Source organism: Neomelitea salexigens DSM 19753 (genome assembly GCF_000422345.1).
Classification (GTDB): domain Bacteria; phylum Pseudomonadota; class Gammaproteobacteria; order Pseudomonadales; family Spongiibacteraceae; genus Spongiibacter; species Spongiibacter marinus_A.
In genome coordinates, this window is the sequence record NZ_AULP01000004.1 from 23,857 (window position 1) to 43,975 (window position 20,119).

Genomic DNA, 20,119 nt, shown 5'->3' on the forward strand with positions numbered 1-20,119 from the left:
TCCCCCGATTTAGCCGACAAAGCGGCTGTTGCGAATTTTTTCAACGACTCCCCAAAAGCCTCTGTCTATCGCCGTTTCAGCAGCGAAGCCAAGGCGCTCGGGTAAGCTGCGCTTTTGCTTAAAGTGCACCGCATAAATATCGGTGTCTTCACGTTTGCTCAGCAGATAGTCATCGCTGGTGGAAATACCGTCAATTAGACCTTTGTCCAGTGCGCGGCGGCCATACCACACCTCGCCAGTGGCAATGGATTCAATATCCAATGACGGCCGGTTCTCACTGACAAACTCTTTGAACAGCTGGTGGGTTTCCTCAAGCTCTTCAATAAATTTTTTCCGCCCTTCATCCGTGTTTTCGCCAACCATAGTGAGGGTGCGCTTGAACTCGCCAGCGGTGTGCAATTCAACATCGACATCGTGCTTTTTCAGCAAGCGGTGGAAGTTGGGCATTTGCGCCACGACGCCGATTGAACCAATGACGGCAAAGGGTGCCGCAAGCAATTGATTGCCGATACACGCCATCATATAGCCACCGCTGGCGGCAACCCTGTCGATGGCGATGGTGAGGGGAATCCCCTTGTCGCGCAGTCGCTGCAGTTGCGATGAAGCCAGGCCGTAGCTATGCACCATGCCGCCAGGGCTTTCCAGGCGCAGCAGCACTTCGTCCTGGTCATTGGCAACGGTGAGTATTGCGCTGATTTCGTGGCGTAATGACTCCACTGCAGAGGCGCGAATATCGCCGTCGAAGTCGAGAACAAATAGCCGCTTTTTCGTTTTTTCCTGCTTGGCTTTGCGCTCGGCCTTGTCTTGCTTTTTCTTATCCTTGCGCAGTTTTTTGTACTTTTCTTCGCTGAGCAAGCCATAGTTCATGGTGTCTTGCCAGTCTTCAAAACGCTCGTGCAGACGGCTGACTTCAACATGGCCGTCTTCACCCTCGCGCTTGCTGCGCTGGCTAAACGAGGTAATAACGGTGAGCAATAAAACAATAAATACCAATGCCGTAACCGCTTTCGCGAGAAACAGACTGTAATCCACTAGAAAGTCCAAAAACGGGCTCCAAGTCAGTTAGAAAAGGTTCGTCATAGTGGTACGGGGCCGATCAACAGTCAAGTTGACCAGTTACGCAACGCCTTGATAGCAATTGGGTTTTTGGGCCGAATAAACATGCCGCTGCGGCCGAGGAAAACATCAAAGACTGCGCCGTCCTGCAAGGGAGCATAAACGCCGTTGCCGTAGTCGACATCCACCCAACGCCAAATAAACGCGTAGTTACTGAGCATTGGCCAACTATCGAGCCATTCACCGCTGGGTAGCGGGTGCACCGTTCGCTGGCTATTCGCTTCGCGCTCGGGGTGTTGATAGCGACCGCTCAGGCGCTCAAGGCGAACCAGGTTATTCAAACCCAGCTTTGCCAGCGCAGCATCCCAACGCAGCACCCTACCCTCAAGCCGCCATTCATCGCCGCGCACGGGGAAGTGAAATGGCATGGGATTACCGTCGATATCCAGGCGCAGCGCAAAACTATTCTCGCTGGACTGCGCAACGAATACGGTGGCTATGCGCTGCTCCTCTGCCAAATTGCGATAACTGATTAGGTCTTGGCTGACCAGGACAGTCGTAGCCGTCATCGGCGCAAATGCGAGGAGTAAAATCCCGCAAGACAGCGGGCGGCGGCGCAGCGAAAGCAACAGAACGACGCAAATTAGAAGGCTGCTGGCGCAGATTAACAGTAACAGCGTAGAGAGATCAGGAAGCGGCATTTCCCGTGTCCTGCGCCATCTCTACCGGAAAGCCCAATTGTTTTAATGAGTCTTCTGCAATAAGCAAAATTTTCTCGTCGGGGATATGGCGCGATTCCAATTCGCCGAGATAATACTCGACGCTGATCATCGCATCGGCAAGCGTCTCTAGTGCTTGCGCATCGCCCTGTGCATCGCTGCTTTCGCGTCCCATAAAGGCCTTAACGAAACGAGTTGCTGACCCGGTGACCGCCGCCAAGCGGCGCATTTTCAAAATATCGAAAGCGCCCCGCACCGAGCTCAAACTACTCGGCACGTTTGCAATATGTGTGCTATCAAAGCCAGAGTCGATATAGGAAGCGATGGCGCGCTTAATCATGCCAATGGCGCTTTTCGCCTCTTCAATCACGATTGCCGTGGCCTCGCTCACCTGGTTGTCGGCACTGATGCTATCGCGCTTATCAATGCTAAGCGCATTTAGCTCATCGTAGTTGAGCTTGCGTCGGTCGATCTGAGCCAGGCTACTTTCGATAAACAGCAGTGTTTCCGCCAACTCTTCAAGTACCGCTCTGGCATTGCTGAGGTCAGTGCCGATGAGATCCAGCAACACGCCGGCATAGCGCCCCAATACTTCAGAGAGTGATGGCAGGTTGAGCACTAGCAGCACATCGGCGCCCTGCTGCAGCAATTCGCTGAGCGGGCGAATTTCTTCGTCGTCACTACGGCCGTGTTGTGCCAGTAACTCGAGAATATCTTTGGCATGACGCAGCTCTGTCCGGAGCTCGTTGAGCACGGAGGAGACCGTGTCGTAGCTTAAGCCCAGCATCTGCGTGCGCAGGCGTTGGATTTCTACATCATTAATATCGAAGGGGCGAGTACCAATAGCCTGTAATAATTTGCCGTTAAACCCCTCCTGCCAGGACGACAATCGAAGCAGGAATAACAGCTCTTGTTCCAGGATTTCGTCCCCAGCCTTATCTGAACCCAGTCGCCGCAGAGCGCCATCCAAGCCGGTTAGCAGGCGTTTTCTCCGGGGGTTCAGTTCCAAGCCACCCTGGGCAAAGGCCTCTATGACCGCGCTGGCCAGCAGCCAAAATCGCTGATTCCGTCCCGCCGGCAGCGCCCCACACAAACGACGCAGCGCACGCGACATTAAGGTGAATTGCATTGCTGGTTGCGCGTCTCGCAGCAGTCCCAATAAGGCCCGCTGGTAACTTTGTCGAACACGCTTAAGCAGCTCTGCTAAGGCGTCAGGGGACATTGCCTGACTGCGCAACTTCAACTCCGAGTCGCGGCTAAAGACATAGGCATCATTCGTGCAGAAATAGCTATCGGGCAGCAGTAATTGGCGGTGAGCCTCTCGCAGCTCGTTGGCGTGAGTAATCGCCATCAACGGAATTTCGTTGCCTCGACTTTGTACAAACTCTAGGTAGCGCGGCAGAACAAAAAAAGCCGTGCTCAGGGCGTTCAACTGGGCATCTGGCAAGGCTGCGGTATTGCTGACAATCGCTTGGCAGAGCGAGCGCATTTCATCGGCGATAAGCGCGGCGCCACGCACTTCGATCAGCCGCAGGGTTCCCCCTATTTGACGAAGCGCCATCTCGCACTCATCCAACAGGCGCAAATCGTGGCGCTCCGCCAAGAAGGTTTCAAATATATTGGTGGCTTGCTGCAGGGTATTACTGAGCTCCTCCCCCACCAATGCGTAGGAGCTACTGTTGATACTATTTTGCAATGCGGCTTGCTTGAACACTGGTAATGCCCCGTTGTCACGAGCCTGGCGCGGCTCAAACAAAGCTCAACCCACTTGTAAAATTGACAGTTAAGCTGCGGTATTTATTCGTCTTTTTATCAGTTATTTTTGCTTATGCACAGCGTCAAACAGCATAAAGCGCGACTGCGCCACGAAATCAGCTGCCGTCACTCGCCTCAGTGCTGCGCCAAAGGCAATTGCCGCCACTGGCTTTATCAATGATCTGCAGTTGCTCGAGGTGAGCGGCCAGCTCATCCTCGCTGGCGCGCACCACCGTTAAAGCAGGCCGCTCCGCTGGCAAGCGCCGAATCCCCTTGGTTCCGCCTTCCCCGCCCTCGTTGCTATCCTCACCGGCAAGCGCCAGATTGGTCTGGCCACCGGTCATGATTAGATACACATCGGCCAGTATCTCAGCATCGAGCAATGCGCCGTGAAGGTCGCGCTGAGAATTATCTACATAGTAACGCTGGCACAATGCATCAAGGCTATTCCGCTGCCCGGGGTGCTTCTGGCGCGCCATGACCAAGGTGTCGACCACACCGCAGATTTCTGCAAGCTTTGGCTGCCGGCCCGGTAGTCTGGCCAGCTCCATATCGAGGAAGCCAACGTCGAACGGCGCATTGTGAATGACGAGCTCGGCGCCGCGAACAAAATCGAGAAATTCCTCAGCCACGGCTGAAAACAACGGCTTATCGGCAAGCATTTCATTGGTAATACCGTGGACCTCTATCGCCCCCGCTTCAACTTCACGCTCGGGGTTGATATAGCGGTGGAAGTGCCGCCCCGTCAGCTTTCGACCAACGAGCTCCACACAACCTATTTCGATAATCCGGTGGCCATCATTAGGGTCAATACCGGTGGTTTCTGTATCGAGGACAATCTGGCGCATCGTTATCGTCTCAACTCGTCAATGCCGCGATTCGCTAAGCTATCGGCAATTTCATTTTCCCTGTGACCCGAGTGCCCTTTTACCCAGTGCCACTCGATGTCGTGCTGGCTATTAAGAGCATCCAGCTCGCGCCACAAATCCGCGTTTTTCACGGGTGCTTTGCTAGCCGTCTTCCAGTTGCGCTTTTTCCAGTTGGCCATCCACTCGGTGATGCCTTTTCTGACGTACTGAGAATCAGTGGTTAATGCCACCTGACAAGGCCGCTTTAAGGCCCGGAGCGCTTCGATAGCGGCGGTCAGTTCCATGCGGTTATTGGTTGTATCGGCTTCACCGCCGTACAGTGTTTTTTCTTGCCCGTGGCTGCGCAGCAGTGCGCCCCAACCACCGGGACCGGGGTTACCCTTGCAGGCACCATCGGTAAAAATTTCAACTTTACTGTCACCGCTAGTCATTCAGTTACTCATGTTTAATATCACGTGTTGCCCCAAGCATGCTTGGATGCCGGAGAATTTTAGCGCGCTTACGGACCTCCGCCGCTGGGGTTAGCGGCGCGCGGTATTTTGTCGCGCTCAGTACAAAAACACCACCCATTGGCATGGACGGAGAAAATGGCCGATGGTTCATAAAGAAACTGGGAGAACTGATCGGCAGGCGGTGAAAGCCATAGCTAACGTCTGCCGTTTCAAAGCCGAGCAATGACAACCAATCATTAATGCGATTGATGCTCAAGCTGTGGTTCTGCCACATTGCACTGCGTTTAAGCCTGCCCAATAGCCCTCGCAGGGCCAGCGGGGACCATGGGTTAATGCTGCATATTACCAGTTTGCCGTGAGGCACAATAAGCCGCTCGACCTCGCGCAATACGGTATGGGGGTTTTCTACAAACTCCAGGAGGTGGTGCAATACCACCATATCGACCGATTCATTGGCCAGCGGCAATTGGTCGAAGTCACAAACGGCATCCAGTATCTGACTGTAGCCATACTGCCCCAGCCCGCCGAGGTGTAATTGGCGCTGGCACAACTGCGGATCAACGTTAAAACGCTCGGGAATCACACTGAGATTCAACAGTTGACGACCGGGGGTACTTCGGTCGCTGAGCGCGTGGTGCATCAAACGCTGCTCTTCGTGTAACACGGTGCCACCGACGGGCCCGCGAAACCATTGCCGCAGTGCGGGCAACAATACTTCAGGCGAATGCTGAGCGCGCCATCTTGCCATGATTTCACCCCTGTTTTGACCCATGTCACCATGAGCTAATACCTTGTCTGACAAGGGAAAACTGTATACCCTGACGCAAAATGAGGGTTTATTTATGGGCAAGCTGTCGGTCACGCCAATAGCGGCATTCAGCGACAATTACATCTGGTGCATCTCGTCTGGCGAAGACGCTGTTATCGTCGACCCCGGCGATGCAGCGCCCGTCATCGACTTCCTCAAGCATGCCCGGCTAAAGCTTACCGCAATTCTAATCACCCATCACCACTGGGACCATACTGGCGGTGTTGAGGCCCTACTGGCGCAACACCCCAACGTCGACGTCTGTGGCCCGGAAACGTCCTGCCCGCACATCAACCGCCCATTGGCAGACCGCGACACCATTGGCGTGCTGGGCGAAACTTTTCGTGTATTGGCTGTCCCCGGCCACACCTTGGACCATCTGGCCTTCTACAACGAAGCGTCTGCCCTGCTATTTTGCGGCGATACGCTGTTTGCTGGCGGCTGCGGCAGGCTTTTTGAGGGTAGCCCGGCGCAAATGTTGAACTCACTGAGTAAACTCCAGTCTTTACCTGGCTCTACTCGGGTTTACTGCGCTCATGAATACACAGCAAGTAATTTGCAGTTCGCCTTGAAGGCAGAGCCCAATAACGCCACACTGCGCAATCGTTATGAGCAGGTGCAGGCTTTGCGAGAGCGCGGAGAGATAACGCTTCCCTCGACCATTGACGAAGAGTCGGCGACCAACCCATTCCTTCGCACCGCACAAGACGGTGTTCGCCAGGCCATTTGCCTGCGTGAAGGCAACGATAACTTAAACCAGCAAGAGGTGTTTGCCGCGCTTCGAAGCTGGAAAGACAACAGCTAATTTTTCATGAAAAACACGACCTACCAGCTCTTGTTGAGGCTAACTCTCGCCACCGCGCTTATCAGCGTCGGCGCTTGTGCGAGCAATCGTAGCCAGCCCCCCCAGGCCAAGAATGATGCCCCTGTTTGTTTAGACGGCTGCAGTGAGCATATCGCTAAACTCGAGAACCAATTACTGCCGCCACCGATCCCTGACAGTGAGCGCCGCTACAGCGATGTTTGGGCGCGCCTGAGCGCGCAGCTGAGTTTCTTGCCGCTAACCGAGCGCCGCGAAGTCGATAAACTGGAAGACTGGTACAGCAAGCACCCCCACTACATGGCCAAGATGAGTGCGCGCGCTGGGAATTATATCTATCACGTCGTGAAAGAGCTTGAAGCCCGCGATATGCCGATAGACTTGGCGCTACTGCCATTTGTCGAAAGCGCCTACGACCCCTTCGCATACTCCCACGGCCGCGCTGCGGGTCTCTGGCAATTTATTCCAAATACCGCCAAATATGTCGGCATTCAACAAAACTGGTGGTATGACGGTCGCCGCGATGTTCTGGTCGCCACCGACGCCGCGCTGGATTACCTCACCACCTTAAACAAGCGCTTCGACGGCGACTGGATGCTGACCCTGGCGGCGTACAATGCCGGCGCGGGAACGGTGAATCGCGCCATTCGCCGCAACCGCAAAGCGGGCAAGCCAACAGACTTTTGGTCGCTAAAACTCCCCAAGGAAACCAAGCGCTACGTGCCAAAACTGCTGGCGCTGGTCAAAATTTACCAAAACCCCGCGCGCTACAATATCAGTTTGCCCGCCGTTGCCGACGCGCCCCGCTTTGAAAAGGTGGCCATAGACAGTCAAATTGACCTAGCCAAAGCCGCTGCACTGGCGGATATCAGCGTCGAGGAGCTGTATCGCTACAACCCCGGTTTCAACCGCTGGGTGACAGCGCCAGAGGGCCCTCACCACCTTCTGATCCCGAGCAAACAGGCCGAAAAATTTAAAACACGCCTGGCCGCTCTGCCCAAAGAACAGCGCATTGCCTGGCAGCGCTACCGAGTTTCACCGGGTGACAACTTGATTAGCATTGCCAAGCGCCACCACATCGATATTGCCAGCATTAAGCGTTTCAACAAGCTCAATGGCGATATGTTGCGCGTGGGCCAGGAACTCTTGATACCGGCCAGCAGCCAGGCGACCACCTCCCCCAACTTGGACCGCGGTATTGCTGAGCGCGGCCGCCACCAGTCGCAACATATTGTTCGCCGCGGCGACACCCTCAGCGGCATTGCTCAACGGCACAAGGTCTCAGTCAAGCAACTCATTCGCTGGAATCGCCTGGATCAAGGTGCACTCATCAAACCGGGGCAAAAACTGGCGATCTGGAAAAAAGGTCCATCGTCGGGCGACGGCATCGTGCGTAAGGTGGGTTATAAGGTTCGCAGCGGCGACTCGCTGTCGCGTATCGCGAGCCGCTTCAAGCTTAAAATTGCCGATATTCTGGAGTGGAATTCAATCGGCCGCAGCAGTTATTTACAACCCGGCCAGTCGCTAACCCTCTACGTCGACGTGACGCGGGCCGACCTGTAGTTAACAGCCACCTGACTGGAAGTACCTATGCTTGGCTATTTCGTTCGTCGCGGCCTGTTGATTATTCCTACATTCATTGGCATCACCCTGCTGGTGTTCAGTATCACCCGTGTTGTTCCCGGCGGGCCGATAGAGCGAATGATGACCCAGGCCCAGCTCGGTGGCGAGGCAGGCAGCCTCCACCGCAGCGAGGGCGGTGGTACCCTATCAGACGAGCAGCTTGAAGAGCTCAAACGCTACTACGGCTTCGACAAACCCTTGCTAAGCAGTTATGCCAGCTGGCTAAAACAGGTGCTGCGCTTTGACTTGGGCCTCTCCACTCGCTACCAAGACCCCGTTTGGGACATCATCAAGGAGCGCTTTCCGGTCTCCGTATTCTACGGCGTGACAACACTGGTGCTCACCTACCTCGTCTGTATCCCCTTGGGCCTGCTCAAAGGCATGTACCACGGCAGCCGCTTTGACAATCTGTCGTCAGCAGTGGTGTTTCTGGGTTACGCGCTACCCAGCTATGTCATCGGTATTGCATTGATTTCGGTGTTTGCCGGTTACTACGACTGGTTTCCTCTCGGCGGCTTCGTCTCCGACAACTTCGAGGAACTCTCGCCGTTGGCCAAGGCCAAAGACGTTTTTCACCACGCCGCGCTGCCGCTCATTGCCTATTTAGCGGGCAGTTTTGCGGTGACAACCCTGATGATGAAAAACGCCTTGATGGATAATTTATCGGCAGACTACATGCGCACAGCGGCGGCGAAGGGCCTGAGTTTAGGAAAAAGCGTTCGCCGGCACGCGCTGCGCAATAGCCTCATTCCCGTCGCCACCTCCTTTGGCAACAATATCTCCCTGCTGATTGGCGGCTCGTTTTTGATCGAGACCATTTTCAATATCGACGGTATTGGCCTGCTCGGCTACGAAGCCATTATTGAGCGAGACTACCCCATTGTGATGGGCATCTTGGTGATCTCCTCCCTGCTCTACCTTATCGGCAATATTCTTTCCGATATCTGCGTGGCCATTGTTGACCCCCGCATTCGCTTTGGTGGAGGGAGCCGTTGATGACTCTGCTGCGAAACCCCGTCGCCCAAAAGCGCTGGCAGCGTTTCAAACAATCCCGCCGAGGCTATATTTCCGCTTGGTTGCTGCTGGTATTGACCACCCTCAGCTTCGGCGCGGAGCTGCTTGCCAACCATCGGCCACTGCTGGTGAGTTATCAGGGTGAGCTTTATTTCCCAACCTTCGGGGCGCAACACAGTGGCAAGGATTTTGGCCTGGATATCGACTACGAACCGAATTACCGCGAACTACAAAAGCAGTTTCGCGACGCCGGCGAGGGCAATTGGGTGCTCATGCCCCCTATTCCTTTTGGTCCGCTGGAAAATGACCTGATAGCCGGGGATTTCCCGCCTCACGCACCGTCGCTCACCACACGGCATTATCTGGGCACCGACACCAGCGGACGCGACGTTCTCGCCAGGCTGATCTACGGGTTTCGCACGGCGATGCTATTCTCGCTTGTGCTATTGGTATTTAACTACGCTATTGGCGTCGCCATTGGCTGCATGATGGGATACTGGGGCGGCGCCTTTGACTTATTTTTCCAGCGCATTATCGAAATTTGGTCCAATGTCCCCTTCCTGTATGTGATTATGATTGTCGCCTCCATCATCACCCCGGGTTTCTGGACCCTGCTGTTCATTATGGCGTTCTTCGGCTGGACCGCCATGACCTGGTATATGCGTACCGCGACGTACAAGGAGGTCTCCCGAGACTATGTGATGGCAGCGCGAGCCCTCGGCGCCTCGGGTAGCCGTATTGTTTTTCGGCATATCCTGCCGAATAGCGTATCGACACTGATCACCTTTGTTCCCTTCTCCGTGGCGTCGGGTATCACGGCACTTACCGCACTGGATTATTTAGGCTTTGGCCTTCCCGCGCCAACACCCAGCTGGGGAGAACTGCTCAAGCAGGGCACAGAAAACATGGAATCGCTGTGGCTGGTTGGCTCGGTAGTCGTGGCCATGACCCTAATCTTGATGCTTGTTGCCTATGTCGGCGAGGCGATTCGCGATGCCTACGATCCACGAAAATTCAGCTTCTATGAATAAACGCCTCTCACAACTGCTGTTGTTATTCGTCGCGGCTTTTCCCTTGTGGCTTTACGCCGGGGAAGACGCCAAGCTGCCCGAACAGTTGCCCGCGAATCTCTCTTGGCAAACCAACCTGAGCGACCCCTTTTTCGCCAGCCCTGAAGCCAAGCGCGGCGGCCGCTTTCGCAGCTTTATTACAACCTTCCCGCTCACGCTGCGTTTGGTAGGCCCCGACTCCAATGGCAGCTTTGCAAGCTATATGCGCGCCAACCATCTTGGGCTGGTCGGCATACACCCGAACACGCTTAACCCCATCCCGGAACTTGCCACGCACTGGGCGTTTGGCGACGACGGACATAGCCTCTATTACCGCTTAGACCCGGATGCTCGATGGTCCGACGGTAAACCCGTTACTGCCGACGACTATCTGTTTGCACTGCAATTTATGCGTTCTAAATTCATATTGGCACCGTGGTATAACAACCATTACAACACCGTGATCCTCGATGTCGTAAAGTATGACGACCACACGATCGGCATTCTCGGCAGCGTTGCCAAACCCCGCGATGAAATGCTGTTTGAATACAGTATTTCGCCGGTACCCGCCCATTTCCACAAACTGGATGAAAACTGGGTGCGCGACTACAACTGGAAAATAGCGCCCAACACCGGCCCTTACGTTATCGACACCATTCGCAAGGGCAAATATATTGAGTTCCGCCGAAAACAAGATTGGTGGGGGAATGACAAGCGTTACTTCCAGCACCGCTTCAACCCCGATTTTTTGCGAGTAAAGCTCATACGGGACATCAATATCGCGTATCAGTACTTTCGCAAAGGCGAGCTGGATAGTTTCCCCCTGCTCATGCCGCGGCTGTGGCATAAAAAAGCCCAGGGGCGCATTTTTGAGCAGGGCTATGCGGGTAAAATCAAATTTTATAACAGCGTTCCCAGGCCGATTTCCGGCTTGTTCCTCAACGAGGATGCCCCACTGCTCAGCGACCGCAACGTTCGCTATGCCATTGCTCATGCCCTTAATATCGACAAGGTGATTAACACCGTGCTGCACGGTGACTACGAACGCCTACAAACCGCCCACGAAGGCTATGGTGATTACAGCAACCCCGATATTCGCGCCCGCGAATTCGATTTAGACAAAGCCAACCGTCTGCTAAACGACGCCGGTTGGGACACGCGTGGTCCCGACGGTATACGGCAAAAAGACGGGCAGCGCCTGAGCATTCGCGTAACTTACTACAGCAGCGGCCACAACGACCGCCTGGTGATCTTGGCGCAGGAGGCGCGCAAAGCCGGTATAGAGCTGTCACTGCAACTTCTCGACCCCTCGGCCGCCTTCAAACAAATTCTGGAAAACAAACACCAAGCCGCCTGGATGGCGTGGTCAGGCGGAGGCTTGTCGCCACGCTATTGGCAGTTCTATCACTCGGACAATGCCCACAAGCCCCAAACAAACAATGTGACCAACACCGACAACCCGGAAATCGACGCAAAAATCGATGCCTATCGCGCCGCCACAGACAAGGTCAGTCGAGTCAAATTGGCACACGAATTGGAACAATTGGTGTTCGAGCAGGGCTCATTTATCCCCACTTTTAAAGTGCCTTACACCCGCGAAGCATTCTGGCGCTGGCTAAAACTGCCGGACTTTCACGGTACTCGCAGCACCGACAGCCTATTCGATCCGCTGGGCAGCACAGGCGGCCTATTCTGGATCGACAGTGATGAACAGCAGCGGGTTGACGAGGCCAAATCCCGCAACAAGGCCCTGGACCCTGTCATGATTGTGAACAAACGCTGGGCAGCTAACGATGAATGAATCAGCCGTTATCCGCGCAGATAAGCTCTGCATCAGCATTACCGACGATGGCGGCCAGCAGCATCAGCTGGTCAATCAACTGAGCTTGCAGATTCTCCCCGGCGAAACATTGGGTCTGGTCGGCGAATCAGGCTGCGGCAAGAGCCTTACCGCCATGTCGCTGATGGGCCTGCTACCGCGGCCCCAGGCGGAGATCTCCGGCGGGCGAATTCACTACTGCGGCAGCGAAATCGACTGCCGCGACGCACAGGCCTTCCGGTCACTGCGCAGTCGCGATATCGCAGTTATTTTTCAGGACCCGATGACCGCACTGAACCCGGTGCACACTATCGCACAACAAATTGGCGAAACACTGCGCTTGCACTGCCCTGAACTCAACCGAAAACAGCGACGTGAACGCTGTATCGCGCTGTTGCAAGACGTCGGTATGCCCGCCGCCGAGCAGCGGCTTTCCAGCTATCCCCACCAGCTCTCTGGCGGCATGCGCCAGCGCGTGATGATTGCTATGGCACTGGCCGGCGAGCCCAAACTGCTTATCGCCGATGAACCGACCACCGCTCTGGATGTCACCATTCAGGCGCAAATACTCCAGCTACTTAAAACCCAGCAGCAAAAACGCGATATGGCAATGCTGTTTATCACCCATGACCTGGCGCTGGTTTCCCAGCTGGCCGACCGTGTGGCAGTGATGTATGCCGGGGAAATTGTTGAGCAAAATCGTGCCACAGCGCTCTTTGCCAAACCCAAGCATCCCTATACGAAAGGGCTGTTAGCCGCACTACCCGCGAAAGCTGCCGCGCCGAAGAGCCGTTTAAACGCGCTGGGTGGTCAAGTGCCCAGTATTGACGCCATGCCGCCAGGCTGCCGTTTTGCCAATCGCTGCGACCATGCAACGCCGCAGTGCCAGCAAAGCGCGCCCGCTATTACGCCGCGAGACAATGGCGCAGAGATTGCCTGTCACCACTGGAGGGTAATTGATGACTGAAGCACTGCTACGGGCCGAAAACCTATCACTGCACTTCCCTCAGTCCCAGGGCTTCCTAAAACCAAAACTGCTACTACGGGCAGTGGACGGCGTTAGCTTCGCTTTGCAGCCAGGTGAGACGTTAGGGTTGGTTGGGGAGTCCGGCTGTGGCAAAAGCAGTCTGGGTAAAGCACTACTTAACCTGCACCGCCCTACCTCCGGCACGGTAGAGTTCGAGGGCCGGGATATTACTGGCCTCAGCGCTACGCAAATGCGCCCGCTGCGACGCGATATGCAGATGGTATTTCAAGACCCGTTCGAGTCCTTGAACAGCCGTCACACGGTGGCAACGATTCTTGAAGAGCCGCTGATCATCCACCGCTTAGGCAGCAGCAGTTGGCGTCGTCGCCGCGTCAACGAATTACTCGAACTCGTTGGCCTACCGCCCTCTGCACTTGGCAAATACCCTCATGAATTTAGCGGCGGTCAGCGCCAGCGCATTGGTATTGCGCGCGCCATTGCCCTGGAGCCCAAACTGCTGATCTGCGACGAAGCCGTTTCTGCGCTCGACGTCTCAGTACAGGCGCAAATCTTGAATCTGCTATTGGACATACAGCAACGGCTGTCACTGGCGATGCTGTTCATTTCTCACGACATCTCCGTTGTCAAACACATGAGCGACCGCATCGCGGTGATGTATCTCGGAGAGTTGGTAGAAATCGGTGATGCTCGGTCGCTGTGCGAGCGGCCCGCCCACCCCTACACCCGCGCCCTGCTCAGTGCAGTGCCACAATTGGCCAGCCCGACACTGCCCCAAGCTGCCCTAAGCGGCGATATGCCATCCCCCATGGCAATGCCCCAGGGCTGTCGCTTTGCCGGACGCTGCCGCCACCAACGCCCCGAGTGCCTCACGCAGCCGCCGCGTTTGGAAAAGCGTCACGACGGCCGCGAAATCGCGTGCCACTTCTGGCGGGAAATTCCCGATGATTTACCGTAAACTAGCCAGCAAAACTGATCTCGGATAATCGTCGTGCGCAGCAACCCCCACGCTAAAAGAGACCCCGTGCCGCTGAAATATGCCCGCAGCATGCTGCAGGTTGCCGAAGCGCAGGGCTACAACGGTGCCGAACTCCTCAGGTCTCTACAGTTACCGATAGACCCGCTGTCCCCCAGCGCGGACCTGGACTCTCCCATTGACGCCCAGTATTACTCGCAGATTTATCGCCGCGTTATGTGGCTGCTGCAAGACGAGTCTTTTGGCCTGGGCCTTCGTCAGCGAACGCCGGCCGGCAGCTTTCGCATGCTGTCACTGTTTATCATCCACTGTGAAACACTGGAACAAGCTCTGCGCCGCGCCGCCGAATTTATCGTGTTTTGCAGAACCTTGAGCGACGTTCCCAGTGCGGCGCGCCGACCGGTGGAGCGCCTCGGCGACGGTACCGCCTTTTACCGCTTCCCCAGCGACGTGGAGCTGGCAGAAAGCGATGACACCATTGACCAGCGCTACACCATGGCGCATACCATGGCGATCTGGCGCCGCTTCTGCCAATGGCTTATTGGTAAACCGCTTGAGTTGATTGCCGTGCACATGCAGGCCAGCGCACCCGACAACCCCGAGTACTTTGAACACCTGTTTAACTGCGAAATTCACTACGGCCGTGAACACAACGCTTTCTTATTGGCCGAGCACTGCCTGGACTGCCCGTTGATTCACACGGAGGAATCACTGCGCAAATTCCTTCGCGATGCCCCCTACCATCTGTTGGTATCGCAAGACGATGACGACAGCTCTCTGCTGTCACAAATGAAGCGCATCGTCGGCAATGATCTCAGCCACGAATTCCCTAGTGTGGTGACAATGGCAGAAAACCTGAATATGTCTGTGCGCACCCTGCGCCGCCGGCTCAAAGATTTGGGAACCACCTATCAGCAATTCAAGGACGAGCTACGCAAGGAGCACGCTCTGCGTTGGCTCAACCAGCCGGAGCTTAAAATCAATGCCGTGTCGGCACTATTGGGTTTCGATGAGCCCAGCGCTTTTCACCGCTCCTTTAAAAAATGGACCGGCATGACACCCGGCGAATACCGCGCCAGCCGGCAGTCACCCCACTCCGCCGAGAAACCCGCCCAATGAGTCAGTACGACAAGATTGCAAAAAGCCTCCACTTGGCCTCCCAACACCGTGGCTTGACTGCGGCGCAGCGGCCAATTCCCAGCCAGTTGCCCCATCACGAACGCCACAGCCTTCGCAAATTGCCCTTTGAACAAGCGCATAATTTTCGCGACCTCGGCGGCTATAAAAATCGCGATGGTCAGCAACTTAAATGGGGCATGATTTATCGCACCGACAAGCTGTCCTCACTCAGCGAGGAGGACCAGCGTTACTTGCAGAGGCTGGAAGTAAAGCGGATCGTTGACTTCAGGTCAGACGAAGAACGCCTGTCGGCGCCCCATGCACTGGCCAGCGGTTACGCGGTTCGGGTCGATGCCATGCCCATCACCGTCGATGCGGCACAAATTGAGCTGGTCACCGCGCGCCTGCAACAGGAAGATGTCAGTGCCGATGATATGGCGGCTTTTCTGGTAGACGCCAATCGCGAGATGGTGGTGCGCTACACACCCGTTTACCGTCAGTGGATGCACTCCCTTTTAGAACAGGACCACTACCCCCAGCTCTTTCACTGTACCGCAGGAAAAGATCGAACCGGCCTTGCCGCCGCGCTATTGCTTCACGCCCTGGACGTCCCCGACGATACGATAATGGAGGACTACCTGGCGACCAATCACTACACGGCGGAGCGCATCGACCAGGTGATCGAGCAGATTGCCCAAATGGACATGTTAACCGCCGACGAAGCGGTAATTCGCACCTTATTTCATGTTCAGCCACAGTTTATTAACGCCGCCTTTGAGGCGATCGATGAGCACTACGGCAGCTTGGCGGATTACTTTGAGCATGGCCTAAAACTCGACGCGCTGGCACGTCAGCAGCTTCGCGAGCTTTTACTCGAAGACGGCTAAACCTTTGAACACCACTATTCTGGAAAGTCCTTTCGGCGAACTCACCCTGCAGCGCCGGCCCCGCCGTCGCAACGAAGTACTTCAGGCCTGGGATGCCGCCGATCGCTACCTGCTCAATCAATTTGCCGAGAACCCTCCGCCACAGGGCAGTCGCCTATTGCTCGTAAACGACGCCTTTGGCTGTCTCGCTGCCGCGCTGTCGGACTATGAGTGTATTTCCTGGTCAGACTCGGCGGTCGCCCATCGGGCATGCCTCGAAAATTGCGCGGCAAACCAACGCAATGCTCCCGCACTGCTGAGCAGCTGCGAGGCACCCACCGGCAGCTTCGATCGCATTATCTATCGGCTGCCACGCAACCACAGTTACATGCGTTATCAGCTCCAGCACATCGCTCAGCTACTGCACTCACCCTCGGCATTTATTGGCGCCTGCATGGCCAAGTACCTGGACAACTCAACCATGGCGGTGTTTTCAGAAAGCATTGGCGAGGCCGCAGCGAGCCTGGCATGGAAAAAAGCCCGCCTGATACACCTGCAATCACTAAGCCCCGGCGCGGCCGTCGATGACGACTCGCTGGCTCTAGACAGTAGCGAACTGGGCATTTCACTCAGCAATCGCGCCAATGTTTTTTCACGGGGCAAGTTAGACCGAGGTAGCCGCTTGTTGCTCGACGCATTGGGCGACCTTCGCACCCCCGGCTCACTGGCGGACTTGGGTTGCGGCAACGGGCTGTTGGGCATTATGGCGGGAAAGCGTTGGCCCGAGACGGCGCTGCACTTTTTCGATGAATCCTATATGGCAATAGACAGCGCCAAGCACAATGTGCGCGATAATCTGCCGGGTGCCGCTGCCCAGTTTTATGCCCGCGATTGCATGCACGGTTACGATGGCGCCCCGTTCGACACCATCGTTTGTAACCCGCCGTTCCACCAAGAGCAGCAGCTGGGAGATCACATCGCGCGCCAGATGTTCTCAGACAGCCATGCGCATTTGGCACCCGGCGGCCAATTCTGCGTTGTGGGGAACCGTCATCTCGACTACCACAAATTATTAAAGAAGCGCTTTGGCAACTGTGAGGTGCTGCGCTCGGACGCGAAGTTTGTCGTCTTGCTAGCGCAGAAATAGCGGCCCACCAAATGGGTGATGCTGCGCTCCGGTGCAGCATGCTACTTTGACGGCTCTGTTATTTATTGAGCTGTTTATGTCTATTCACGTAGTGTTTGTTTGCCTGGGGAATATCTGCCGTTCGCCTGCGGCCCAGGGTATTCTCGAATATAAAGTTGCCGAGGCCGGACTTAGCGAGCATATCTCAGTGGACTCCTGTGGTACCGCAGCATTTAACATTGGCAAGGCGCCCGACCCACGCTCCATTCAGGCCGCTGAGAAAGCGGGCTACGATATTTCCCAACAAATCGCCCGGCAAATATGCGATGACGACTACCATCGCAGCCACTACGTCATAGTGATGGATCGCAAAAATCTCAGCAATGTTGAGGCCTGGGCACCAGCGGACTTTGACGGGGAGATCAACCTACTGCTTCACTATCAAAGCAACGGCGGTAACAGCCAAATACCCGACCCGTTTTATGACAACGCCGAACAGTTCGACCATGTCATACGTACGCTGGAAAACGCCATTGACGCCTTACTGAGCCACATCCGTCAGCAGCACCAGCTCTAGCGTGGCACGCCCCGAATAATAATCAAATACGGCAGGAACCCACTGTGAAATTCGTTCTCTCCTCCTCTTTTTGCCCCCTGAAAGAACTCCGTGAACTCGCCATCGCCGCTGACGAAAGCGGTTGGGAGGCCATGTCGTTTTCCGACCATGTGGTCAATCCCGAAACATTGAGTCACGACTACCCCTACACAGAAGATGGCGAGCGTCGCTGGCAGCCTTTCACCGACTGGCCAGATCCCTGGGTGATGATTGCCGCTCTGGCGGCGGTGACCAAAAATCTTAAATTCACCAACAATATTTTTGTGCTGCCGATGCGCAACCCGTTTCTGGTTGCTAAGGCGATTAGCACCGCGGCTATCGTTTCGGAAAATCGCGTTATACCGGCGATCGGTGTCGGCTGGTCTAAGGATGAGTTTGGGCTGTTGCAACAGGACTTCCATACTCGCGGAAAACGCGCCGATGAGATGCTGGAAATATTGCCGCTGCTCTGGAGTGGCGAGATGGTGAGTTACGAGGGACAGTTCTACCAATTTCCCCGCTTGGAAATGAACCCGGCGCCCAGTGAGCTGCCGCCGATCTGGGTGGGCGGTATCAGTAAGGCGGCCATGCGTCGCGCCGCCCGCCACGACGGTTGGGTGAGCGATTTACAAACCAGCGACGACATCATCGACTCCGTCAAACTGATTCGCCGCTACCGTGAAGAGCAGGGATTCGACCCCGAGCAGTTCTCAGTGATGGCGACCCCGTCAGACGCCTTTACGCCCGATGCTTACCGTAAACTCGAAGACAATGGTATTACCCATATCCTGACTCAACCCTGGCCGTTCTATCATGGCAATACCGACGACCCGGAGAAAAAACGTGACGGCGTGCTGCGCTATGCGCAGGACATTATTGCAAAAATGGCCTAGCGCTCCAGCAAAATCAGCGACTCCATATGGTGGGTATGGGGAAACATATCGACCATCGCCGCTTTTTTGATCTCGAAGCCCGACTCACACAAAATTGCGAGATCGCGGGCCAAGGTCGCGGGGTCACACGACACATACACCACCCTGCGCATCGATAGTGAGCCAGCAATGGCTTCGCACACAGCCTTAGCGCCAGCCCTTGGAGGGTCCAACAAGGCCGCGCTGGCCTGGCGAAGCGGGATCTGCGTCGAGTCAAACAGGTCAGCGCAGGCAAACTCCATTGTTAATGCCTGCGCCTGAGCACGCTGCCGCGCCTGCGCCAGCATATCCTCACCGGCATCGACCGCGAGCACCGAGGCGCCCGACTGGGCAAGGGAGAAGCTGAAATTGCCCAGCCCGCAGAAATAATCGATCACCAATTCCCCGGCCTGCGCGCCCAGCCACGCTACACTGCGCTCGACCAGCTGCGTATTCAGCTCGCGGTTAGCTTGGGTGAAGTCAGTCGGCGTAAAGTGCAATGCATGGGAAGTCGATCTGCTGTATCGCAGCGGCTCGCATTCATTTAGCCACACCCCGCCCGAACTACGCACTCGATACAGCTGCACCGTTGGCAATAAGGCGCTCGCTAAAGATTCGCTCCATTGACTGCTTCTGCGGCGACTGTCCTCAACAACCAAGCCGACTCTACCGCCCTCACCCAGGCTAAAAAGCAATTCGGCTTCGTGGCTTTGTTTTAGCGCGCGCATCAGGGTCTCGCGAACGGCAGTAATTGCCGCATCCAGCGCTGGCTCTAACACTGGACAGGCTACTGTGTCGACAATATGGTGGGTAGCGGCCGCCTTGAACCCCAAGTGCCCAGCGCGGTACGACAAGCGCGCCCGGTGGCGGTAACCCTCTGGCGGCCCAGTAATTACCTCTACATCCACGACCTCATCAATAATCGCGGATAGCCGTGAGCGCTTATGTACTACTTGCTCGGGGTATGCCAAATGCTGGAGCTGACACCCCCCGCACTGCCCGTAATGCGAACACGGCGGTGCGGCGCGATGCCCAGACGCTGCCAGCAGCTGGACACACTCTGCTTCATCGAAGCGCTTGTGACGCTTGAGCAAGCGCGCTTGCACACGCTCGCCAGGCAATGCGCCGAGGACGAATACGACCTTGTTGTTATGATGGGCGATACCCCTGCCGTCATCGGCCAAGCGCTCAATGTGCAATTCAAACACGCCCTTATCGGCAGGCGTTGCGCGCTTAGCACGCGCGTTACGCTTCGAAGGTTTAAAAATCGTCGCCATCTAGCGCAGCCCCGTTGCTGGAATAAATTGCTGGTAGCGTTGCAAGCACTGCCTTTTCCGCTCGCGCAGTTGCCGCTGCTGCTTATCATTCACAACGGTCACCTCGCTGAGACGGTCGCAGGGCCACTGTGCGATCGCAGGCTCAGACGCAGGGCGCACCGCTGGCGACCAACGCTCTATCGGCGGCTGTGACGTCGGCGTCTCAGCCGCCAAAGGCGATGACACCACAAGTACGAAAAGCAATGGAAATGCGGTTGGCATAGGGCTCTCTTGCAATTAT

The 20,119-nt window shown here is 55.8% G+C and carries 20 protein-coding genes; 12 read left to right on the forward strand and 8 right to left on the reverse strand.

What is annotated here, in order from left to right; translation table 11 throughout:
* Window positions 1-9: 9 nt before the first annotated feature.
* The 6 genes from sohB to H573_RS18950 form a co-directional block, all read right to left on the reverse strand.
* Entirely contained in the window at window positions 10-1,044 is a 1,035-nt protein-coding gene (gene sohB, locus H573_RS0107665) for a protease SohB (protein ID WP_027873755.1), read from the reverse strand.
* A gap of 59 nt (window positions 1,045-1,103) precedes the next feature.
* A complete protein-coding gene (locus H573_RS0107670; RefSeq protein ID WP_027873756.1) occupies window positions 1,104-1,757 on the reverse strand; it encodes a hypothetical protein in 654 nt (217 codons plus the stop codon).
* Window positions 1,744-3,489 carry a FimL-related protein gene (locus H573_RS0107675; protein ID WP_154653861.1) on the reverse strand — a complete coding sequence of 582 codons (1,746 nt, stop codon included), beginning with the start codon at window positions 3,487-3,489 and terminating at the stop codon, window positions 1,744-1,746. Before H573_RS0107675 ends, H573_RS0107670 begins: the two co-directional genes overlap by 14 nt.
* 157 nt (window positions 3,490-3,646) lie before the next feature.
* Window positions 3,647-4,378, reverse strand: coding sequence for a DNA polymerase III subunit epsilon (dnaQ, locus tag H573_RS0107680; RefSeq protein WP_027873758.1), 732 nt, complete (start codon window positions 4,376-4,378; stop codon window positions 3,647-3,649).
* A 2-nt stretch (window positions 4,379-4,380) separates the two neighbouring features.
* Window positions 4,381-4,830 carry a ribonuclease HI gene (gene rnhA / locus H573_RS0107685; protein WP_027873759.1) on the reverse strand — a complete coding sequence of 150 codons (450 nt, stop codon included), beginning with the start codon at window positions 4,828-4,830 and terminating at the stop codon, window positions 4,381-4,383.
* Between the two features lie 4 nt (window positions 4,831-4,834).
* Entirely contained in the window at window positions 4,835-5,599 is a 765-nt protein-coding gene (locus tag H573_RS18950; RefSeq protein ID WP_051171113.1) for a class I SAM-dependent methyltransferase, read from the reverse strand.
* Between the two features lie 43 nt (window positions 5,600-5,642).
* Here H573_RS18950 and gloB point away from each other — a divergent pair, with 43 nt between their 5' ends.
* The 12 genes from gloB to H573_RS0107750 all read left to right on the forward strand — a co-directional run bounded on the left by gloB (window position 5,643) and on the right by H573_RS0107750 (window position 18,544).
* The gene (gloB, locus tag H573_RS0107695; RefSeq protein ID WP_234701847.1) at window positions 5,643-6,464 is read left to right on the forward strand and encodes a hydroxyacylglutathione hydrolase; all 822 of its coding nucleotides are present in this window, start codon (window positions 5,643-5,645) and stop codon (window positions 6,462-6,464) included.
* Between the two features lie 6 nt (window positions 6,465-6,470).
* Entirely contained in the window at window positions 6,471-8,042 is a 1,572-nt protein-coding gene (locus tag H573_RS17480) for a lytic transglycosylase (protein ID WP_051171114.1), read from the forward strand.
* Between the two features lie 27 nt (window positions 8,043-8,069).
* Window positions 8,070-9,098 (forward strand): ABC transporter permease subunit, encoded by a 1,029-nt coding sequence (locus H573_RS0107705; protein ID WP_027873761.1) that lies wholly within the window; start codon window positions 8,070-8,072, stop codon window positions 9,096-9,098.
* On the forward strand, window positions 9,098-10,147 hold the full coding sequence (locus H573_RS0107710; protein ID WP_027873762.1) for an ABC transporter permease: 1,050 nt from the start codon (window positions 9,098-9,100) through the stop codon (window positions 10,145-10,147). The genes H573_RS0107705 and H573_RS0107710 overlap by 1 nt, the downstream gene beginning before the upstream one ends.
* Entirely contained in the window at window positions 10,140-11,966 is a 1,827-nt protein-coding gene (locus H573_RS0107715; protein ID WP_027873763.1) for an extracellular solute-binding protein, read from the forward strand. The genes H573_RS0107710 and H573_RS0107715 overlap by 8 nt, the downstream gene beginning before the upstream one ends.
* The gene (locus tag H573_RS0107720; RefSeq protein ID WP_027873764.1) at window positions 11,959-12,951 is read left to right on the forward strand and encodes an ABC transporter ATP-binding protein; all 993 of its coding nucleotides are present in this window, start codon (window positions 11,959-11,961) and stop codon (window positions 12,949-12,951) included. Before H573_RS0107715 ends, H573_RS0107720 begins: the two co-directional genes overlap by 8 nt.
* Window positions 12,944-13,927, forward strand: a complete 984-nt coding sequence (locus H573_RS0107725; RefSeq protein WP_027873765.1) for an ABC transporter ATP-binding protein — start codon at window positions 12,944-12,946, stop codon at window positions 13,925-13,927. The genes H573_RS0107720 and H573_RS0107725 overlap by 8 nt, the downstream gene beginning before the upstream one ends.
* Window positions 13,928-13,993: 66 nt before the next feature.
* Complete coding sequence (locus H573_RS17485; protein ID WP_036256146.1) at window positions 13,994-15,064, forward strand: AraC family transcriptional regulator; 1,071 nt, start codon at window positions 13,994-13,996, stop codon at window positions 15,062-15,064.
* On the forward strand, window positions 15,061-15,951 hold the full coding sequence (locus tag H573_RS0107735; protein ID WP_027873766.1) for a tyrosine-protein phosphatase: 891 nt from the start codon (window positions 15,061-15,063) through the stop codon (window positions 15,949-15,951). Before H573_RS17485 ends, H573_RS0107735 begins: the two co-directional genes overlap by 4 nt.
* A gap of 4 nt (window positions 15,952-15,955) precedes the next feature.
* Entirely contained in the window at window positions 15,956-17,077 is a 1,122-nt protein-coding gene (locus H573_RS0107740; protein ID WP_084497989.1) for a class I SAM-dependent methyltransferase, read from the forward strand.
* A gap of 76 nt (window positions 17,078-17,153) precedes the next feature.
* Window positions 17,154-17,633: a low molecular weight protein-tyrosine-phosphatase gene (locus H573_RS0107745; protein WP_036256206.1), complete on the forward strand. Its 480-nt coding sequence runs from the start codon at window positions 17,154-17,156 to the stop codon at window positions 17,631-17,633.
* Window positions 17,634-17,677: 44 nt separating this feature from the next.
* Window positions 17,678-18,544, forward strand: a complete 867-nt coding sequence (locus tag H573_RS0107750; protein ID WP_027873769.1) for a TIGR03619 family F420-dependent LLM class oxidoreductase — start codon at window positions 17,678-17,680, stop codon at window positions 18,542-18,544.
* Here H573_RS0107750 and H573_RS17490 read toward each other — a convergent pair.
* Window positions 18,541-19,839 (reverse strand): methyltransferase domain-containing protein, encoded by a 1,299-nt coding sequence (locus H573_RS17490; RefSeq protein ID WP_051171116.1) that lies wholly within the window; start codon window positions 19,837-19,839, stop codon window positions 18,541-18,543. The two genes, H573_RS0107750 and H573_RS17490, sit on opposite strands and share 4 nt — an antisense overlap.
* Window positions 19,840-20,100, reverse strand: a complete 261-nt coding sequence (locus H573_RS0107760) for a hypothetical protein (protein ID WP_027873770.1) — start codon at window positions 20,098-20,100, stop codon at window positions 19,840-19,842.
* Window positions 20,101-20,119: the final 19 nt, after the last annotated feature.